This window comes from Acidaminococcus nyctereutis (genome assembly GCF_052216985.1).
Taxonomy (GTDB): Bacteria; Bacillota; Negativicutes; order Acidaminococcales; family Acidaminococcaceae; genus Acidaminococcus; species Acidaminococcus fermentans_A.
In genome coordinates this window covers 1-19,806 of record NZ_JBQOUY010000006.1, presented here as the reverse complement: position 1 = coordinate 19,806, position 19,806 = coordinate 1, and the positions used below count along the sequence as shown (strand labels likewise).

The 19,806-nt window shown below is 53.8% G+C and carries 18 protein-coding genes and 1 other annotated feature; of the genes, 15 read left to right on the top strand and 3 right to left on the bottom strand.

Features of this window, described 5'->3' with window-relative positions; genetic code table 11:
* Positions 1–245 precede the first annotated feature (245 nt).
* From ACTUHY_RS04655 to ACTUHY_RS04640, 4 genes are all read left to right on the top strand, one after another.
* Entirely contained in the window at positions 246–1,475 is a 1,230-nt protein-coding gene (locus ACTUHY_RS04655) for a class I SAM-dependent rRNA methyltransferase (protein WP_442826761.1), read from the top strand.
* A gap of 38 nt (positions 1,476–1,513) precedes the next feature.
* Positions 1,514–1,846, top strand: coding sequence for a hypothetical protein (locus ACTUHY_RS04650; protein ID WP_278675280.1), 333 nt, complete (start codon positions 1,514–1,516; stop codon positions 1,844–1,846).
* Positions 1,847–1,936: 90 nt separating this feature from the next.
* Positions 1,937–3,331, top strand: coding sequence for a magnesium transporter (gene mgtE / locus ACTUHY_RS04645; RefSeq protein ID WP_278675281.1), 1,395 nt, complete (start codon positions 1,937–1,939; stop codon positions 3,329–3,331).
* Positions 3,332–3,441: 110 nt separating this feature from the next.
* Positions 3,442–3,684, top strand: a binding site (T-box leader).
* A 46-nt stretch (positions 3,685–3,730) separates the two neighbouring features.
* Positions 3,731–4,738 carry a bile acid:sodium symporter family protein gene (locus ACTUHY_RS04640; RefSeq protein ID WP_442826760.1) on the top strand — a complete coding sequence of 336 codons (1,008 nt, stop codon included), beginning with the start codon at positions 3,731–3,733 and terminating at the stop codon, positions 4,736–4,738.
* Between the two features lie 243 nt (positions 4,739–4,981).
* Here ACTUHY_RS04640 and sstT read toward each other — a convergent pair whose 3' ends face one another.
* Positions 4,982–6,247, bottom strand: a complete 1,266-nt coding sequence (sstT, locus tag ACTUHY_RS04635) for a serine/threonine transporter SstT (protein ID WP_442826759.1) — start codon at positions 6,245–6,247, stop codon at positions 4,982–4,984.
* 199 nt (positions 6,248–6,446) lie between these two features.
* Between sstT and trpS the strand changes: the two genes are divergently transcribed.
* Genes trpS through ACTUHY_RS04615 form a run of 4 tightly spaced genes read left to right on the top strand, consistent with a single transcriptional unit; the run spans position 6,447 to position 10,007 of the window.
* Entirely contained in the window at positions 6,447–7,508 is a 1,062-nt protein-coding gene (trpS, locus tag ACTUHY_RS04630; protein ID WP_278675287.1) for a tryptophan--tRNA ligase, read from the top strand.
* A 13-nt stretch (positions 7,509–7,521) separates the two neighbouring features.
* The gene (locus tag ACTUHY_RS04625; protein ID WP_278675289.1) at positions 7,522–8,880 is read left to right on the top strand and encodes an MATE family efflux transporter; all 1,359 of its coding nucleotides are present in this window, start codon (positions 7,522–7,524) and stop codon (positions 8,878–8,880) included.
* A 52-nt stretch (positions 8,881–8,932) separates the two neighbouring features.
* Positions 8,933–9,553 (top strand): DUF2271 domain-containing protein, encoded by a 621-nt coding sequence (locus tag ACTUHY_RS04620; RefSeq protein WP_442826758.1) that lies wholly within the window; start codon positions 8,933–8,935, stop codon positions 9,551–9,553.
* A 25-nt stretch (positions 9,554–9,578) separates the two neighbouring features.
* On the top strand, positions 9,579–10,007 hold the full coding sequence (locus ACTUHY_RS04615) for an FKBP-type peptidyl-prolyl cis-trans isomerase (protein ID WP_442826821.1): 429 nt from the start codon (positions 9,579–9,581) through the stop codon (positions 10,005–10,007).
* A 402-nt stretch (positions 10,008–10,409) separates the two neighbouring features.
* Here ACTUHY_RS04615 and ACTUHY_RS04610 read toward each other — a convergent pair whose 3' ends face one another.
* Entirely contained in the window at positions 10,410–11,285 is an 876-nt protein-coding gene (locus tag ACTUHY_RS04610; RefSeq protein WP_442826757.1) for a hypothetical protein, read from the bottom strand.
* Positions 11,286–11,297: 12 nt separating this feature from the next.
* Here ACTUHY_RS04610 and ACTUHY_RS04605 point away from each other — a divergent pair, with 12 nt between their 5' ends.
* The 7 genes from ACTUHY_RS04605 to ACTUHY_RS04575 all read left to right on the top strand — a co-directional run bounded on the left by ACTUHY_RS04605 (position 11,298) and on the right by ACTUHY_RS04575 (position 19,635).
* On the top strand, positions 11,298–11,522 hold the full coding sequence (locus ACTUHY_RS04605) for a hypothetical protein (RefSeq protein ID WP_442826823.1): 225 nt from the start codon (positions 11,298–11,300) through the stop codon (positions 11,520–11,522).
* Complete coding sequence (zorA, locus tag ACTUHY_RS04600; RefSeq protein WP_442826820.1) at positions 11,462–13,261, top strand: anti-phage ZorAB system protein ZorA; 1,800 nt, start codon at positions 11,462–11,464, stop codon at positions 13,259–13,261. Before ACTUHY_RS04605 ends, zorA begins: the two co-directional genes overlap by 61 nt.
* Positions 13,262–13,273: 12 nt before the next feature.
* Positions 13,274–13,981 carry an OmpA/MotB family protein gene (locus tag ACTUHY_RS04595; RefSeq protein ID WP_442826756.1) on the top strand — a complete coding sequence of 236 codons (708 nt, stop codon included), beginning with the start codon at positions 13,274–13,276 and terminating at the stop codon, positions 13,979–13,981.
* Positions 13,974–15,377, top strand: a complete 1,404-nt coding sequence (locus ACTUHY_RS04590; protein WP_442826755.1) for an EH signature domain-containing protein — start codon at positions 13,974–13,976, stop codon at positions 15,375–15,377. The genes ACTUHY_RS04595 and ACTUHY_RS04590 overlap by 8 nt, the downstream gene beginning before the upstream one ends.
* A gap of 3 nt (positions 15,378–15,380) precedes the next feature.
* Positions 15,381–18,296 (top strand): DEAD/DEAH box helicase, encoded by a 2,916-nt coding sequence (locus tag ACTUHY_RS04585; protein WP_442826754.1) that lies wholly within the window; start codon positions 15,381–15,383, stop codon positions 18,294–18,296.
* A gap of 105 nt (positions 18,297–18,401) precedes the next feature.
* Positions 18,402–18,845, top strand: coding sequence for a hypothetical protein (locus ACTUHY_RS04580; protein ID WP_442826753.1), 444 nt, complete (start codon positions 18,402–18,404; stop codon positions 18,843–18,845).
* Positions 18,846–19,047: 202 nt separating this feature from the next.
* Entirely contained in the window at positions 19,048–19,635 is a 588-nt protein-coding gene (locus ACTUHY_RS04575; RefSeq protein ID WP_442826752.1) for a hypothetical protein, read from the top strand.
* On the opposite strand, the gene ACTUHY_RS04570 is transcribed toward ACTUHY_RS04575, so the two are convergent.
* Positions 19,623–19,806 (bottom strand): hypothetical protein (locus ACTUHY_RS04570; RefSeq protein WP_442826751.1); only part of this gene is annotated, 184 nt, incomplete at its 5' end. The genes ACTUHY_RS04575 and ACTUHY_RS04570 overlap by 13 nt on opposite strands.

Genomic DNA, 19,806 nt, shown 5'->3' with positions numbered 1-19,806 from the left:
ACGTTACAAAGGTTACAATTTACATTAGATTATACTGTATACAATATTCAATATAGTCTGCAAAATAGCAAAAGAGGTTAAAATTGGAATTTCAGCGCTGTCGGAGGAAACTCACACTTATCTGATTCCATAAAGGAAAAAGAGCTGCGGTACTGACAACTTTTGCCTGCCGAATCCTGTTCCCATCAACCGTAACCTATGGTACAATAAACTATACGACAACAACCGGGAGGACGGATAAGCGCATGCGTGGATATACAAAAGTGACCATCACCCGCAAGGGGGAGAAAATGGCCCGGGGCGGGCATCCCTGGGTGTTCGGGGATGAAGTGCTGGACGTGGCCGGCCCTGTGGAAAACGGGGATCTGGTGGATGTGGTCAGCGAGAAGAAGGGCAAATACATCGGCACTGGCTTCTACAACGACCATTCCAAGATCCGGGTACGTCTCCTGTCCCGGAACGCCAATGACAAGTTCGACGAGGCCTTCTTCGAACGGCGGCTCCAGTACGCCCTGGATTACCGGAAGACCGTCATGCCGGGAGACGATTTCAAGGACTGCCGGCTGATCTTCGGGGAAGCGGACGGTTTCCCGGGGCTCACCGTGGATCGGTTCGGGGATGTGCTGGTGGCACAGGTGCTGAGCCTGGGTATGGAGCAGCGGAAGGAGCTGATCTTCACCCTGCTGCTGCAGCTTCTCCGGGCCATGGGCGAAGAGGTGAAGGGCATCTACGAACGGAATGATGTGAAGATCCGGGAACTGGAAGGCCTGACGGAAGGCCAGGGCATCGCGGATATCCCCGGCAGCACCCTGACGGAAAAAGACCTGATGCCCATCATCACGGAAAATGGCCTGAAATACCAGGTGGACGTGGTGGACGGCCAGAAGACCGGCTATTTCCTGGATCAGAAATACAACCGGCTGGCGGTGTCCCGGATCTGTGCCGGGAAACACGTGCTGGACTGCTTCACCCACACCGGTCCCTTCGCTCTCAATGCGGCCAAAGGAGGCGCTGCCAGCGTCACAGCGGTGGATATCTCCGGGGAAGCCCTGAAACGGGCCCGGGAAAATTTCGCTCTCAATGGTTACGAGGAGAAGATCCAGACCGTGGAAGCCAATGTGTTCGAATATCTGACGGAACTGGAGGAAAAGAAGCAGCATCCCTTCGACTTCATCATCCTGGATCCGCCCGCTTTCACCAAGAGCAGCCACACGGTGAAGAGCGCCTTCCGGGGCTATAAGGAGATCAACCTGAAGGCCATGAAGCTACTGCCCCGGGGAGGCTACCTGGCCACCTGCAGCTGCAGCCATTTCATGAAGAGCGAGCTGTTCGTGGAGATGCTCCATGAGGCGGCCCGGGATGCGGCGGTATCCCTCCGGCAGGTGGAAGCCCGGCAGCAGGCACCGGATCATCCGATTCTGTACAATGTGCCGGAAACCGATTATCTGAAATTCTATATCTTCCAGGTGGTGTAAGCCCTTTGGGGGCGGCTGCCTGAGAAACGAGGTGTCCCATGTTCAAGAAAATCAGCCTGATGCTGGCGTTCTGTACCCTGGCGGGCATCGGATCCCTGCCGGTCTTTTCCGGTACGGCCCATGCTGCCTCCACGGAAGAACGGTTCCAGCAGTCCAAGATCATCATGATGACCACCCGCAACGGTGTGCCTTTCTATGCGGAACCGGGGAAGGACAGCCTGACCCTGGGTTTCTATCCCAAAGGGACGATTTTCGTGCCCATCAACCAGACCCGGAATACGGTGGAAAATAAAGTCTATAATCTATGCATCCGCTTTGACGGTGCCGTGGGATGGCTTTCGTCGGACGACGTGGCTTTGACGCGGAAGTAAAAGCGGGGGAACGCTGACTGACGAGGGTCGGCCTTTCCCACCATCCGGGCCCCGGGGAGGACGGGGACCCATGAGGGGAGAGTGTGCAGCATGGATGAACAGAAAGAGAACCATTCTGTAGAAGAAAAACAGGAAGAACTGGAAGAACGGGTAGAGAATGAACTGATTTCCGCCCTGAACCGAAAAGATCAAGAGGCCGTCCTGAAACTGGTGGAAGATTCCCACCCCATCGACCTGGCCTATGCTCTGGAAGAAGCCAGCGACAGCGATATCGTGTTCCTGGCCGCCATCCTGCCGGACCAGCAGATGGCCGAGATCATCGAACAGGCCGATGACGAGCTCCAGGTCCGGATCATGAAGCTGTTCGATCTGAACAAGATCATCCGGATCTTCCAGCATATGTCCAAGGATGATATCGTAGATATCCTGGGGGATATGCCCGCCAACCGGCGGAAAGAGCTGGTCAAGCTGATGAAATCCAGCGATCAGGAAGTGATCCGGAACCTGCTGGGCTATGGGGAAAGCACCGCCGGCGGGATCATGACCACCGAATACATTTCCATGCGCAGCTCCCTGACCGTGAGCCAGGCCCTGGAAAAAGTGAAGGAAATCGCTCCCAAGACGGAAGAAATCAATATCCTCTATGTGCTCAACGAAAAGAAACAGCTGGTGGGGACCGTATCCCTCCGGGAACTCCTGGTGGCCAAGAACTATGACACCCTCCAGGACATCATGGAGGATAACGTGATCTCCGTGGAGCCGGAAGCGGACCAGGAAGACGTGGCCCGGCTGGTATCCAAATATGACCTCCATGCCATCCCGGTAGTGAACAAGCGGAAGGGCATGCTGGGGATCATCACCGTTGACGACATCATCGACGTCATCGAAGAAGAGAATACCGAAGACATGTTGAAGATGGGCGGTGTCAGCAAGGAAGAAGATGTGGACAGCACCGTGCTGGAAAGTGTCAAGCTCCGGCTGCCTTGGCTCTTGATCAACCTGGTGACGGCGTTCCTGGCTTCCTCGGTGGTATCCCTGTTCGAAGATACCATCAGCCAGGTAGTGGCCCTGGCCGCCGCCATGCCCATCGTAGCTGGCATGGGGGGCAATGCGGGGACTCAGACCCTGGCCGTGGTGGTCCGGGGCATCGCACTGGGGGATATCAAGCTCCACGGCAATGGAGTCCGGATCCTCCGGGGCATCACCGTAGGCTTCATCGATGGCCTGGTGAACGGGGTGATCGCCGGAGCGGTGATCGTGTGGATGAACCACAACCTGGCCCTGGGCCTCATCATCTTGGTGGCCATGATCTGCAACCTGATGATCGCGGCCCTGGTGGGCTTCCTGGTACCGGTGATCCTGAAGGCCCTGAACTACGACCCGGCCGTGGCCTCCAGCATCTTCATCACCACCTTCACCGATGTGTGCGGGTTCTTCATCTTCTTGGGCCTGGCCAAGGTGTTTTTGCCATATTTGTTACAATAACGGAAGAATAAAAAAGTTTTTCTTAAAAAAAGAAAATTTCCTTGACAAACTGCCCCTATCCTCGTAAGATAAGGGCATGCTTTTCAAAGAGAAGCAGCTCAATTGCATAAGGAAATCTGATGATGGGAAAGAGTACTTTCTGGATGCGTGCCTCCAGAGAGCCGGTGGATGGTGTGAACCGGCGGCCTGGCCGAAAGGAAAATCCTCCCGGAAGAGACGGACTGAAGCAAGATTAAGTCCGTACGGCTGATCCCCGTTAGTGGAAACGCGTATGTTGGTACGTTGAGAGAGCCTGTGGACTGCCAAGTCTGCGGGAAATTGGGTGGTATCGCGGAGCATGCTCCGTCCCTTTCGAGGGACGGGGCTTTTTTGTTTCCGGAAAAAGAAAGGATGAGGAAAATGGATTTAAAGAAAGTCTGCGGATTGATCGGCAAGTATTTCGGCGTCATCGCCGTGGTGTTCCTGGGCATCGGGCTCTTTGCCCCCCACGCTTTTGCCTGGGTGCTGGGGAAGGCCTACGGGGTCTCCATCCTCAGCGTGATGCTGGGGATCATCATGTTCGGCATGGGGATGACAACCAGTCTCCACGATTTCGCCCTGGTGCTGAAGCAGCCTAAGAACATCTTCTTCGGGGTCTGCGCCCAGTATTTCGTCATGCCCTTCCTGGCCTTCCTGCTGTCCAAGGCCTTCCATCTGGATCCGGCCCTGACGGTGGGGGTAGTGCTGGTGGGCACCTGCCCCGGCGGGACTTCTTCTAACGTGATCACCTTCATGAGCCATGGGGATGTGCCCTTTTCCGTGACCATGACCAGCTGCTCTACGGTGCTGAGTCCCATCATGACCCCGCTTCTGACTTGGCTGCTGGTGGGCAAGCAGATCGCCTTTGATCCTATGGGCATGTTCGTTTCCATCCTCCAGATCGTATTCGTACCTATCGGCGTGGGCCTGGCGGTGAAGAACTTCTTCCCCAAATTCGCCAAAGAAGCAGTGGATTATCTGCCCGCCGTTTCCAGCCTGGTGATCAGCTTCCTGATCGCCGGGATCATCGGAGCCAGCCGGAATGCCATCCTGAACAGTGCCGGACTGATCCTCCTGGTGGTAGTGCTCCACAATGTGCTGGGCTACCTGCTGGGCTTTGCCATCGGCAAGCTCACCGGCATGAGCTGGAAACAGATGGTGGCGCTCTCCATCGAAGTGGGGATGCAGAATTCCGGTCTGGCCACCGGCCTGGCCAAAGCCCATTTCGCCGCTATGCCCATGGCTGGCGTCCCGGGAGCCATCTTCAGCGCCTGGCACAACATCTCCGGCGCCGTCCTGGCCTACCTCTACAGCAACTACCTGAATGAAAAGTTCGATTCCCAGTATGAAGAAGAAGGAATGGAACCGGTAGCGGTGAGGGTGAAATGAAAAAAGGTGCTGCTGCAAGTGCAGCAGCACCGTCATACGTCATAGGTCATACGTCATACGCCGATGGAAGCCCGCTCTGCTGGCTCTGAATTTGAGGAAATCAGTTGATTTTTGGAACAGGTTTTGAAATTTCAAAATCAATTTGTATAAATTGATTTCCAAAAGCGTATGACGTATGACGAATGACGTATGACGAATGGGGTGTTGCCCGTGTGTGATTTTCACACGGGCAACACCCCATTTTTATTCGTCGTCTTCTTCCAATTCCTTCGGTACCATATCTTCCGCCTTCAGGGTCCCCATCCGGGCCCGTTTGGCGTATTCGGCGGTGGCGGTGAACAGCACGTCGCTGCTGCTGTTCAGGGCCGTTTCGCAGGCGTCTTCGATGATGCTGATGATGAAGCCCACGCCTACCACCTGCATGGCGATATCATTGCTGATGCCGAAGGAGGCGCAGGCCACCGGGATCAGCAGCAGAGAACCTCCGGCCACACCGGACGCTCCGCAGGCACCGACTGTAGAAACGATGCACAGGAGCAGGGCGGTAGGCAGATCCACAGATACGCCCAGGGTATGGGCGGCGGCCAGGCTCAGCACAGAAATGGTGATGGAGGCCCCGGCCATGTTGATGGTAGCCCCCAAGGGAATGGAGATGGTGTAGGTATCCGGGTTCAGCCCCAGCCGTTTGCACAGGGTCAGGTTCACCGGGATGTTGGCTGCAGAAGAACGGGTGAAGAAGGCATAGATGCCGCTTTCTTTGATGGTGGCCCAGACCAGAGGATAGGGGTTCTTCCGGACGTTCAGGTATACGATGAGGGGGTTCATCACCAGAGCCACCAGGAAATAGGAGCTCAGCAGTACCCCCAGCAGGCTGAAGTAAGAAATCAGGGCGGAGAGGCCGCTGGCGCTGATGGACTGGGTCACCAGGCCCATGATCCCCAGGGGAGCGAAATGGATCACCCAGGTGACCACCTTGGTGATGCCGCCGGACAGGTCTTCCAGCACCTGTTTGGTCTCCGGGCTGGCGGATTTGTGGAGGGCCAGGCCGATGATCACTGCCCAGGCCAGGATGCCGATGTAGTTGGCGTTCAGGATGGCGTTCAGGGGATTGTCCACGATATTCAGCACCAGGTTGTGGACCACTTCCGCGATACCGCTGGGCGGGTTCACTTTGGCGTTCCCCAGCTGGAGCATCAGGGTCTGGGGGAACAGGAAGGAAAGGACCACGCCTACGATGGAAGCGGCAAAGGTGCCGATCACATAGAGGGTGATGATGGGCTTCATCTGGGTGTCGCCCCCTTCTTTCCGCTGGACCATGGCATTCATCACCAGGACGAACACCAGGAGCGGGGCTACCCCCTTCAGGGCCCGGACGAACAGGTCACCGAAGATGCCTACAACAGGGACGGCAGCGGGCAGGAACACGGCGATCAGGATGCCGATGACGAGGCCCACGGCAATCTGGTGGATCAATGGGATTTTACGGAGTGTGCGGATCATAGAGTTCATACTAGACTTCCTTTCTAGGATTGAGAAAATAATGACAATTCACCGTTTCTAAGTATAATGAATTCACATGGAAAAAACAAGTGTTTTTTCTGGATGTACTTTTCCCTCCACTTGAACAAAATCTCCTTTCATAGTATATTTATAAGAAGTGCACCAGATTTTTCCAATCTGTAACAATCGTAGAAGGAGAGGTATCACTATGTCAAAAATCATCCTGACCGGGGATCGTCCTACCGGTCATCTCCATGTAGGCCATTTCGTAGGCTCGCTCCAGGAACGGGTCCTGCTCCAGGACAGCGGCACATTCGATGAAATCTACTTCATGATCGCCGATGCCCAGGCTTTGACGGACAATGCGGAAAACCCGGAAAAAGTCCGGCAGAACGTGCTCCAGGTAGCCCTGGATTACCTGGGGGTGGGCATCGATCCCCAGAAAGCCACCATCTTCATCCAGAGCCTGATCCCAGAGCTCTTCGAATTGTCTACCTATTATATGGACTTGGTCACAGTGGCCCGGGTCCAGCGGAATCCCACCGTCAAGGCAGAAATCCAGCAAAAGAACTTCGAAGCCAGCGTACCCCTGGGCTTTTTCTGCTATCCGGTGAGCCAGGCAGCGGATATCACAGCCTTCCATGCCACCCATGTGCCCGTAGGGGAGGACCAGAAACCCATGCTGGAACAGTGCCGGGAAATCGTCCACAAGTTCAACAGCGTCTATGGGGAAACCCTCACGGAACCAGATATCGTACTGCCTTCCAATAAAGCCTGCCTGCGCCTGCCCGGCCTGGACGGGAAAGCCAAGATGTCCAAATCCCTGGGCAACTGCATCTACCTGTCCGACGATGCGGATACCATCAAGAAGAAGGTCATGAGCATGTTCACCGATCCCACCCATATCCAGGTCAGCGACCCGGGCCATGTGGAAGGGAACCCGGTGTTCACCTACCTGGACGCCTTCAGCAAACCGGAACACTTCGCTGCCTTCCTGCCGGAATACGCCAACCTGGATGAACTGAAGGCCCATTACCAGCGGGGCGGCCTGGGGGATATGAAGATCAAACGCTTCCTGAACGAAGTGCTCCAGTCCGTGCTGCAGCCCATCCGGGAACGCCGGGAATACTGGGAAGCCCGGAAACCGGAAGTGGTAGAGATCCTGAAAGAAGGTACGGCCCGGGCGGAAGCCAAAGCGGCCCAGACCCTGGCTGAAGTCCGCGCGGCCATGAAGATCAATTACTTCGAGAACGATAACCTGCTGAAATAAAGGGAGTGATTCCTTGGCCAAGACTTCCACGAAGGATATGACCCAAGGCGGGATCTTCCGCCATCTGTTCTGGTTTGCCCTGCCTCTCCTGTTCGGGAATCTGTTCCAGCAGCTGTACAATGCGGTGGATTCTGTGGTAGTGGGGAATTTCGTGGGATCCGCTGCTCTGGGCGGGGTGACTTCTGTCATGCCCTGCATCAATACCCTGGTGGGCTTTTTCCTGGGGATGAGCACCGGGGCCAGCGTGGTGATCGCCCAGTATTTCGGGGCGAAGCTGGGGCCGGAACTGCGCCGGGCGGTCCATACCTCCCTGGTGGGGACGTTCCTCCTGTCCCTGGTATTCATGGCCCTGGGCTGGGCCATCACCCCCTTCCTGGTCAAGAGCATGCAGACGGCGCCTACGGTGGCTCCCCATTCCATCACCTATCTGCGGATCTATTTCTCCGGCATCACTGGTCTGATGATCTACAACATGGGGTCCGCCATCCTGCGGGCAGTGGGGGATTCCAAACGTCCGCTGTACTTCCTGGCCCTGACCTCCTGCCTGAACGTAGCCCTGGACCTGTATTTCGTCATCGGGCTCCATTGGGGAGTGGCCGGTGTGGCTTATGCCACCATCCTGAGCCAGTTCGTCTCGGCGGTGCTGGTGCTGGTAGTGCTCTTCCGCAGCCAGGAGATCTATTCCCTCACCTGGAAGGAAATGCGCCTAGATACGGTGATGCTGAAACGGATCGTGGATGTGGGGCTGCCGGCCGGGGTCCAGATGGCCCTGACGGCTTTCTCCAACATCTTCGTCCAGTCCTATGTGAATGCGTTCGGCGCTGATTATACGGCAGGGTGGGGCATCTATATCCGGATGGATATGTTCGTGATCATGCCCATGCAGAGCATCGCCCTGGCCATCACCACCTTTACGGGACAGAACGCCGGTGCCGGGAATCCGGACCGGATCCATAAGGGGATCCGGGTGGCTATGGCCATGGCCTTTGCGGCTACCACCTGCCTGGTGATCCCGGAATTCTTCCTGGCTCCCCACATCGTGCGGCTGTTCAACCAGGAGCCGGGGGTGGTGGAAAAAGGCGTGCTCTTCATCCGCTGTGTGTGTCTCTTCGATATCTTCGCCTGCATGAACCAGATCTTGGCCGGGATGCTGCGGGGCATCGGGGACGCCCGGGCTCCCATGGTGATCATGCTGTTTTCCTTTGTGCTGTTCCGGCAGCTGTATCTCTTGGTGGTGAGCCATCTGACCCCCAGCGTCATCCCCATCGCCCTGGGCTATCCCATGGGCTGGATGATGTGCAACCTGCTCCAGTGGCTCTATTACAACAAGAGCGGGTGGGAGAAGCGGATCACCCGGCTGGAAAGCGCCTGAAGGATGAGGTCGGGCAAAGAAACTCTGAAAATTGCCTAAAGGAGAATTGTTTATGGATTGTAAATTGGATCGCAGATTGACGGGCCTGCTGCTGGCCGGCGTGACGGCCCTGGGGCTCTTCACCGGCTGCGGCAGTGAAAAGAAGACCGCTCCGGCAGCCCAGGAAAAGGCGCCCGCAGCGGCTCAGGCCAAAGGGCCTCTGACTTTGGAATATACCTACAGCCGGAAAGACGGCAAAGCAGCTAACCAGATGGCTGCCTGGATCGAGGACAAGGATGGGAAAGTGGTCCGGACCCTGTTCGCCACCAAATTCGTAGCCAAAGGCGGCTTCAAGAAACGGGACCAGGCCCTGCCCGTATGGGTGAAGAAATCCGGCGTGGCCCAGCTGGACGCAAAGAAAGTAGACGCCTTTACCCAGGCAACCCCGCAGTCCGGCCAGGTGAAAGTGGCCTGGGACGGCAAGGATGACAGCGGCAAGACCGCTCCCGACGGCACCTATCAAGTGGTGCTGGAAGCCACCCTGTTCCAGGACAGCGACGCTGTGTACACCGGCACCTTCCAGAAAGGCGGCAAGGAACAGACCGTAGCGATGAAAGAAAAACGCACCAAAGACCCGGACCAGGCGGCCAACAAAGATATGGTCACCAACGTGAAAGCGGTGTACAAGCCGTAAGAGAAAAAATAGAATGGAGCAAGATATGAGCAATGAGAACAAGAAAGTGAAAGTCCATTATGAAGGGACCCTGAACGATGGGACCCGCTTCGATTCTTCCTACGATCGGGGCGAGCCCCTGGAATTCGTAGTGGGGGCCGGCATGATGATCAAGGGATTCGATGACGCTGTCCGGGATATGGCTGTGGGGGAAGTGAAGAACATCCACCTGATGCCGGAAGAGGCCTATGGACAGCCCAATCCCCAGAACATCCTTACGGTGGAATTTGCCCAGATGCCCGGCTCAGAGGCGCTGGAAGTGGGCCAGCGGGTGGCTCTGAGCACTCCCAACGGCCAGCAGATCCCGGTGCGGGTCACGGAAAAGACCGATACCACCATCACTTTCGATGCCAACCACGAAATGGCCGGCAAAGAACTGAATTTCAAAATCGAACTGGTCTCTGTGGAAGACTGAAGACAGGGGGTGCTGCATGATCGGTGCAGTACCCCCTGATGGCTAAGGAGGAGATGTTGGAAGAAATCGGCCGATGGCCCTACACAGTGGCCTTCGTGGACGAAATGATATTTCTGGGGGGCTGTTGCTTCATGCAGCAGCTCCTTTTTATTCTAACAAAAGATTGAAGAGGGAATGAGAGGGGATACGGAGTAACTGTCCCAAAATCTATACAGTACGTATAGTATAATGAAATCAGGAAAAGAGACGGCAGGGGCAATGAGACGCAAGAAGGGAGCTAAAAAATCCAAAATACATTAATGGAATTACTGTTAATGATCGAGGTGGAAGGATGCAATAAAAAAAGTATCTTCAGCATTGTAAGATTACATGCTGAAGATACGGCCAGCTGGGATGAAATCATCAGGTAGTCTCAATCCAATTAGCTATTTCATTGACAAAGCTGTCTTTTTTCTTGCATTGGGGATGGCCGACACGAAGCACATGGAAGAGTTGATGGCCCAGAGTGGAAGCAGCTTCCTGCCAGGGCATTTTTCTTTTTCCTATATTTTTAAAACCGTTGTAATGAATATTATAGCTGTCAAATACTTTAGGGATGTAATCGTCATAATACCAGGATGTATAAAAAATGATATGAGTAGGATGTATGACCTTTAATTCTTGTTGAAGGACTTTCAGGTTCAGGATACAGCTGTCTTTTATAAAATCTGAGGTAGTATCCTTTCCCCCGGAATTATTGCACTTGACAATGTTGGTAAATGCAATGTGTTCTATGGAATCGTCACCGAATATCTTCTGAGTGATAGCACGGGTATAGCTCCAATACGGCCAGCTTTTGTTCCACAGAGATTCACGGGTATATTGAAAGGGATTGCGAAAACCGGATTCAATCGTACCGGGATTGTTTCTGGCATTTTTACCGACAAATAGGATCCTCTTGGAAGTTTTATTGAAATCGCAACCTATGCACCAGCAGCCAATCGGCATGGATAAACTCTGCTTTTTGTGACATCCTTCACAGATTTTGCAAGTACCTAGCTTCATATGGTGATATTCTTCGGCTAATCTTTTTTCTGTTAAATTGAAATAGCGCATGGGGATTTCTCCGTAAAGAGTTTTTTTCATTCTACCATGTTTTTCTGCCTGCAGCAACGTTGGGAGGTGATAGGTGTCAACAAGGTGGAAAAGATGCTGATTTACAGCGATACGCAAAGGGCATCCCGTAAAAAATATCATCTGCAGCAATGACCTTTTGGAAGGCACATCTAGAATCATCATGAGAAAAACTGTTTGATTGGATACCTGCCAATAAGAAAGAATCATGGAGAAAAAATAGACATTTCCGTGTATAATGAATTTATATACGATAAATTAGCTAAAAAAATGAAGGTGAGGAATTTTTCATGGGGAATTGGCTTTCTTGGATTTTATGGGGCTTTTGTTTTTTATTTGCAGTGGGCGCTGTTTTCTGCTATCGTTGGTTCTACCGAATCCGGAAAGCAGGGGCTTCCATAGACCAGGTGCTTTCGGTACTGCAGAAGTATTCTCTGGAATCCATCAGGGAAAATTATGGGAATCTGCAGGAGGAAATGGCAAAGGCACCCTATGGGAATCTCTGGAAGAAATTGGAACGGACCCTGTTCAAAACCCGTTTTGAAGGGGTACTGATGACCCAGGATCCGGAAACCTTTTACAACGACAGAACTTTGCTGGAGAATCTGCCGTTGGACCTGTTACGGGCTATGCCAGGAATCTTTACCGGCCTGGGTCTGTTGGGGACTTTTGCCGGGATTACAGTGGGGATCAGTGGTATCGATCTGGGCAATGTGGAAACCATGAAAAATGGGATTGAAGTTTTGCTCAGCGGGACAAAGACGGCCTTCCTGACTTCTGTTGTCGGCCTGATTCTGGCGCTTTGCTACAGTCTTCTCGACAACTGGATTTACCGTCCTTACACCAAAAAGCTGGATGCCTTGATCGATCAGCTCAACGCCCTTTTTCCCTCCAAGAGCCTGGAAGAATTCCTGTCCCATCAGGCAGAGCAGGCGGAAGAACAGACCGATGCTATGCGGGAACTGAACGGAGAACTGGTGGGCCGTCTGGAAGACATGTTTGTGAAACTGAGCCAGAGCATCGATGTAGCTCTGAAAAACAATTTGAAAGAATCCTTCACCCAGAGTCTGGAACCGGTTTTCCAGGATCTGAACCAGTCCATTGACAAACTGGGCACCAGTGCCGGGGATACCCTGTCCAAATCCATCGAACAGGGTGCAGGGGACCAGATCCAGGGACTGGCCGTGACCCTCCAGGATTTCCAGGGGAAAATGGGCAATATGATGGAAGTCTCTGAACGGTTGAATGCGGAAAATGCAGCCCGTCTCCAAAGTTCGGTGGAATTGATGGTGACCAAGCTGAACGAAGCCATGGACGCCAATATCCAGAAACAAGCCAGTACCAGCGATGCCAGCCAGGCTGCCATGAAGCAGCTAGTGGAAGAAATGAATGCCAACCTGAAAGCAGCTCTGGACCAGATGGTGGAAGCTGGCCGGACAGCCAACCAGGCACTGCTCCAGACCACGGAAGCCACCCGGGGTACCATCCAGGAAATCACGGATACCATGAGCCGGAGCACCCGGACCCAGAAGGAAGAAATGCTCCAGGTGACGGCCAATATGAAAGATTCCGTACTGGAAGTGCTGAAACAGCTCCAGCACGATATGCAGGAACGGAACCGGACCATGGATGCCTATATGGCCGGGCTGAAGGAAATGCTGGGCCACAACCGGAAAATCATGGATTCGGCCGGGAAAACGGCGGACAAGTTTGCTTTGGCCAGCACACCCATGCAGAAGGTGGCGGATACCCTGGGCAGTCATCTGAACCTGGTGGTCAGCGCTAGCAACCAGTTCAACAGCCATGTGGACCAGAATGTCCAGAAGCTGGTCCAGGCCAGCCAGAGCAACCAGAAAGACCTGGAACTGATCCGGGATTCCATGAGCACCATACGCAGTGCCTGGGAAAACTATCAGCAGACCTTCCAGGGAGTCAGCCGGGAAATGCGGGAAGCCACCGAAACCTTGGGCCATTCTCTGGAACAGTACAATACCTCCACCAGCAAATGGCTTTCTGAAACCCTCAGTCAGTATGACAAGAGCATCAAAGAGGCTATGAATTCCGTGTCCACCATCAACCAGAGCCTGAGTGATTCCATCCAGGATCTGTCAGACGCCATGGAAAAGAACAGACGGCATTAAGGAGACTTTTGAATGTGGAAGAAAAAGAAGGAACAACGGGCAGGACAGCAGGGGGATGCCTTTACCACCTCGGTCAGTGACCTGATGGCCGGGCTCCTGAGCATCTTTATCCTGGCCTTGTGCTATTTCATGCTGAATTTCCAGACGGTGACCAACAAATACACCGGGAATACGGAACTGCGGAACCAACTGCTGAAGGACGTGGGGAAGGATCTCCAGGCCCAGGGGCTCCAGGTGCGGATCGATACCAAGCAGGGGGTGCTGCGGATTCCGGAAAGTGTGCTGTTTGAATCTGGGGAAGCCAACATCAAGGACCAGGGCCAGGCGGCTGTGGGCAAGCTGAGCCAGTCCCTGCTGAAAACCATGACCCGTCCGGAATACCGGGAAGCTCTGGAAACAGTTTTCATCGAAGGCCATACGGACAATGTACCCATCCACAACGAGTTTTTCCAGTCCAACTGGGAACTTTCCACCCAGCGGGCTATCAATACCTGGAACCTTATGCGGAATGATGTACCGGAATTCAACTGGCTGGTGAATCCCCGGGGAGAGCCCATCTTCTCCTGCTCCGGCTATGCGGAAACTCGGCCGGTACGGGAAAACGGGCTGGATCCCAATTCGGAAGAAGGAAGAGCCGCCAACCGGCGGATCGACATCCGTTTCGTCATGATGCCTCCTCAGGATCCCAGGGAAAAGCCTTCCGGAGGCGGCCATGGATAAATCGCTGCGGAACAGTCTGGAACGGCTGAAATCTTTTAAAATCCTCCTGCCCGAAGTCTGCCAGCATCCCGGAAAGCCGGTGGAACTGGAAAAATGGCTGAAAAAGACCGTATCCGATTCCGGAAGACGGCCGGCACTGGATCCGGTGACCATGGAAGAACTCTATACCAAGGTGAAAGGACAGGAAAGAGGGAAGAAAGTGCCGCTGGACTTGAAACGCGAAGTCCCTTTTCTGCCGGTCCTGCTGACTCAGGATAAGAAGGAAAAACCCCGTTTCTATGAAGCCCTGCTCCAGGACATCCTGAAGGTCATCCAAGAGGGAACTCCCCGTTCCGCCCGGCGGAACACCTTCCGGAATCTGGTATTTGCCTACTTCACCGTATACGGACAGCCTTACAAGGGGGAACGGCTGCAGAAATGCATCTCCCTGTTTCTCCAGAAAGATCCTGAACTGCTGCAATCGGTGCTGTATCTCCGGAACCGGAAGCAGCTGCTGAAACCCAACGGACACAAGCTGCTGACCCGGGAAATCCAGAAACAGCGAAGCTTCCGGAAGGCGCTGGAGGAATTCTGCTGGCCGGTGAACCTGTGGTATGGATCCTTTTCCCAGTGGGCCGTCAAAGATTTTTTCCAGCTGGAGGAAGAGGACGACTGGGATGAACTGTTCGGCGTGCTGAAAGAAATTTGTGAGGACAAAGCCTGTGGGAACATGGTCCCTTATGCTGCGGCAAAGATGATTTACCTGACAGACCGATCCGGTGACGGAAACCGGGAAAAAGAAGTGCGGATCCTGCTGTTCCAGGCGCTGGGAGATCCCCGGGATCCGGGTGCCAGCCTGAACTGGGTGGATGTGGAGGAAAGAGCCCGGGATATTTTCCTGTCCTGGTTGAAAAAGAACGATCTGAACCTGTTCTTTACCATTATTTCCAAGACGGTACGCCAGGTGGCCACATCGGAAAACATGTGGAAATACCGGAAAAACTTTTGGGAAAAGTATCTGGATGCCATGTACTATACCCGGGTGTTCCTAGGCCCCGATGCAGAACGGATCGCCTGGCGCATGGAGCTGGCCAAACAGGGAATGGGCTTTGGACGGCTAAACGGGTCAGGAGATTCAATGAGAAGTCTGCTGATGTTCAGCATTGGAGATTATGTTTTTATAGAAGCCAGTCACAATGGCAAACTAAGAATTTGGAAAAGGGGAAAAGAGCCCCTGCCTTTTTATCAGGCGAAATATACGTATAAAGGTTTTTCTTATTCGGACGTAACACAGGCTTCCAATGTGGAGGCGGATTTTGTCCATTCCAGTTCAGAAACCGGTTCCTGGCAGCGGAAGGTCAATGAATGGGTGCGGAGACACTGTGGAGTACAGCCCAAAGAAAGCCGATGGAGGTAAAATATGACCAACCACCACTTTTGGATAGCCCAAGAGAAAGGATATTTTTATCCCTGTCACCAAACAGAACCTGCAGGAGACTGGCCACTGATCCAGGGACAGCTGGAAATCCTGGCCTCTGAAGGGAAAGTGGAGGAGAAATCGGAAGGATTCCTGCTGCCCCATGTCCAGGCGGTGGACCTTGATCCGGAAATTTCGGAAATCCTGGAACTGCCGGATTATTTCCCTTATACAATCACCCTTCGCAGTCATGGCAGCCTGGGCTCCCCGTCCTTTCGATATGAAGAGGAATATCTGCGTCCGGACGGAACACCTTTTTATGGAATCAAAGTGGTGGGTTCCTTTGTGGAGCTGAGCCGGGAAACCTGTTACCGGTTCAACCGTGACCAGTATGATTTGCTGAGCCTGGTGGAAGAAAGCAACCGGGAGAGCCAGAAAATCCAGGACAGAGGGGAAGTCAGTCAGTACAATACTCTTCAGCTGGCCCGGATCAAGGAACGGGCGGTAAAAATCCATGCCACCCTGGACCGATTCATGGAACGGCAGAAAGTTGTTACGGCTGACAAGCTTTCCGTGCGGCTGGAAAAGAATCCGGACGGTTCTTTTTCCGTACTGCCGGTCCTCTTGCGGAGGGATGGGGATTCCTATACCCGGATCGAAGCAGATTCGCTGGACCAGGGGTTTCGGAGCAATCCCTACAACACACGGAAAATCTATGGGCCGGATAAGACCCAGTATGTTTTCACTCCAGAACAGGCGGAAGGCATCCGTCAAATGCGCCAGTGCCAGCGGCTTTCTCCGGAGGCGGCCCGACAGGTGGCAGAACATCCCCGGGAGGTTTTCGGCTCTGAAGCCTTTGATTTTGATTTGGGTGTGTACGGGGACAGGGTGGTTTCCATTGGGGAATTCCTGGCTCCGGATCTGCCTTTTTCTCTTAGCTCCGGACGGAACTGGCTGCCTCCGGAAGGAACCGTTGAAGAAGATGGCCGGAAAGGTTCAGTCCATAAGACGGAGACACTTCATCTGGAGGAAAAGGACTATCCGGAATTGTTCCTGAAGGTCAGCGATGCTCTGGACCGGGGAGAAAAACGGATTGTCCTGGGCAGTCAGGAAGTGGAACTGACACCAGAATTTTTGGACTATGTGGATCAGCTAAAGGCAAAAGCTGCAGAAAAACAAACGGAACAGGTACAGGGACTAGAAAATACCGGAGAAAAGAAAAAAGACGCGTCTCTGCAAATCCAGGAGAATTTCCTTTCTCAGGAATATCATTTCCGGAAAGCAAAACGGGAAAAGCAGCTAGACGGGAACCGTCTGGGAAGCTTTCTGGGCAAGGGACTCAAAGAGGGTATCCGCCCCATGCCCCATCAGCAGGTGGGAATGGAACAACTGGCGGCCTGCTGGGAGAGTGGTTGTCATGGGGTGTTGCTGGCAGATGATATGGGTCTGGGGAAAACCCTGCAGGCTTTTGGATTCTTGTCAGCACTGAAGAAAGCCTATGGCAGCAGGGACATGGCATCGGTATTGATCGTAGCACCGGTTTCCTTGCTCCAGAACTGGATGGAAGAATACCGGAAATTTGTGGCAGAGGGCGTATTCGATGGTATTGTGCCCATGTATGGCAGTGAGCTGAAAAAACACTGGGCCCGGAATCCGGACGGAAGCCGCTGTTATTTCCGGCCCCCGGACCCCAATCTGAAAGAAGTTTCCATGCTGGATTTTCAGGACCGGGAACGGCAGATTGATTACAGTCATAACCATCTGATTCTGACCACCTATGAAACTCTGCGGGAACTGCAGCTTTCTTTCGGCCGGGTGGCCTGGAGCGTTATGATCCTGGATGAAGCCCAGAAAATCAAGAATCCGGCCACCAGGACCTCTGTAGCAGCACGGGCCATGAACTGCGATTTTGGTCTTGCGCTGACAGGGACTCCTGTGGAAAACTCCTGGACGGATCTGTGGACCATTATGGACTTTGTGGAACCGGGCAAGCTGGAATCCCTGAAGGATTTCAACAGCCATTACCAGAGCCAGCTGAAGAACATGGAAAACGATGGAGCCCTGCTGAAAGAGCTGGGGGACCAACTGCGGAAGAATCTGGATCCCTGTTTCATCCGGCGGCTGAAGGAAGATGTAAATCTAGGGCTTCCTGCCAAAGAAATCCTTCGGTTCAAAGATCCCATGCCGGAAAAACAGCGGAAAATGTATGGGGAAGTGGTCCGGACGGCACGGCAGGAAATTCAGCCTGGAGAAAATTCCATGACCATGCTTCAGGCCATTGCCAGGCTGCGGGATATTTCTCTGTGTCCTTTCCTTGGCAGGGAGAAGACAAAGAACTATCCTCTCGGCGATCCGGATCTTTTCTTCGGATCGTCCGCCCGGCTGATGCGGACCCGAAAAATCCTGGATGAGGTGCGGGCCAAAGGGGAAAAAGCCCTGATTTTTCTGGAAAGCAGGAAACTGCAGCTGCTGCTCAGGACTTTTCTGGAAAAGGCCTATGGAGTTCAGGTGCAGCCTCCCATCAACGGGACCACACAGGCTGTGGCCAGACAGAAAATGGTGGACCAGTTCAACCGGTCCGAAGGGTTCCAGTTGCTGCTGCTGTCCCCGGAAGCAGCCGGGGTAGGACTGAATATTACCGGAGCCAATCATGTGATCCATCTCAGCCGTTGTTGGAATCCAGCCAAGGAAGATCAGGCCACGGACCGGGCGTACCGGATCGGACAGAAAAAGGCTGTGACCGTATATTTGCCCATGGCTGTGGATACGGATTTTCCGGAAGACGCATCTTTCGATCTGAATCTGGATGCCCTGCTGCAGTACAAGCGGGACTTGAGCCGGAGCGCCCTGTATCCCACGGAAGCCAGTGAAGAAAATGCCATGGCCATCCTGAAGCGGATCGAAAAGGCCGCAGGGTGAAAAGCAACAGAGCATCTTTTCCGTAACGATAAACGATATTCTGTACCCAATTCTCCCCACTTCTTCTGCTATACTGGAAGCAGGAAAACAAAAGGGGGGGTTATCATGAGCTTTGTATTGGCGGAGGATATGGATTTTGGTACGGTGGAAACGGCGGTCTATGGGTATGTGAATTTTTGCCAGGGACCGGATTTCTATGAATTCCGGATGAGTCCGGAGGCAGCACGGCCTTTTATAGATAAAATCGATGAGGCACTGGCTGGGCTTAACGGTGTTTTGCAGAAGCTGGATCCCCAGTCCGGACCTCTGGAACAGGCCATTTACCGGGAAGGGGACGAGGAAAACCCGGGGACCATCGTGTTCACCGCCTGTCTCTTAGGGCCTGTGGCCATCGATGGAGATTGGATGGAGGAAGGCAGGGCGCTGGACTTCATCGATAAAATGGACCCGGAGGGGAAATTGCATGTGACCTGTGACTTCATCGCAGACCAGTGTGATTTCGGCAATATTGTGGCCCTGCAGCTGAAACGGCTCGATGAGAGGGGCTGATTAAGACGTCAGACACGGTCCTGACGGGCCTTGAGACATCAGACGTCAGCCTTGTCCGATTTAGCAGCAGGTCCGGACTGCTTATCGCCAACAAGCTTTCATCTGACTCCTGAAAGACCCGCCAGGGTTGGTCTGATTTCTGATCCCTGAAAGGCCTGGCGGGCCGATCTGACATCTTGCTTATAGAAAGAGGTGTTTTCCTATGCTGACAGTGAACCGAATCGTGGGGCGGGGGCTGCTCCTGGGCTGCCTGCTGGTTTCTCTTGGGGCAGGGCGGACGGTCCTGGCCCGGGAGCCGGTGATTACGTCTAATCTGGGAGGCCTGGCTATCAGCTGTTCCATCCACCGGGACCAGGCTGCCGTGGCAGGGGTGACCACTGGATCCACCCAGAGCCAGGTAGAAGAGATCCTGGGTATGCCCCAGTCCGTGCAATACGGCCGGGGGACCATGGAATATTCCTATCCCTCCAGGACCTTGCTGCTGGTGCATTTCAGTCCGGAGAGGCCCTATGTACTGACGGACCTGAAAACGTCCAAATGGGGAGATGGGACTCCTGACGGGGTGCAGGTGGGCATGGGGGAAACGGTGTTGAATGATGTGTACGGCCAGGCGGATTCCGTATGGACCCGGCAGTATGATTCTCCCAAGATTCCGGCGGAGGAAAACGCCAAAAACCACGCCAGGCTGGATGAAACCATCTACGAATACCACGCCAACAAAACCACCACCTTGGCCTTCAGGGTAACCAGGGGCGTCATCCGGGAAATCCATATCCATCAGGCGGAGTGACAAAGAGGGGACGGCTGCAAAAAACATGCATCCGTCCTTTTTTTTGGTTCTTTGTCAAATGTTGGGGTAAGCTCCAATTCATCTACCACACACGGACGTGAGCGATTTTTGCTCACGTCTGTTTTTATTTTAATTTCACCATCGAAAGCAGTAAAATCCGAGAACGGAATC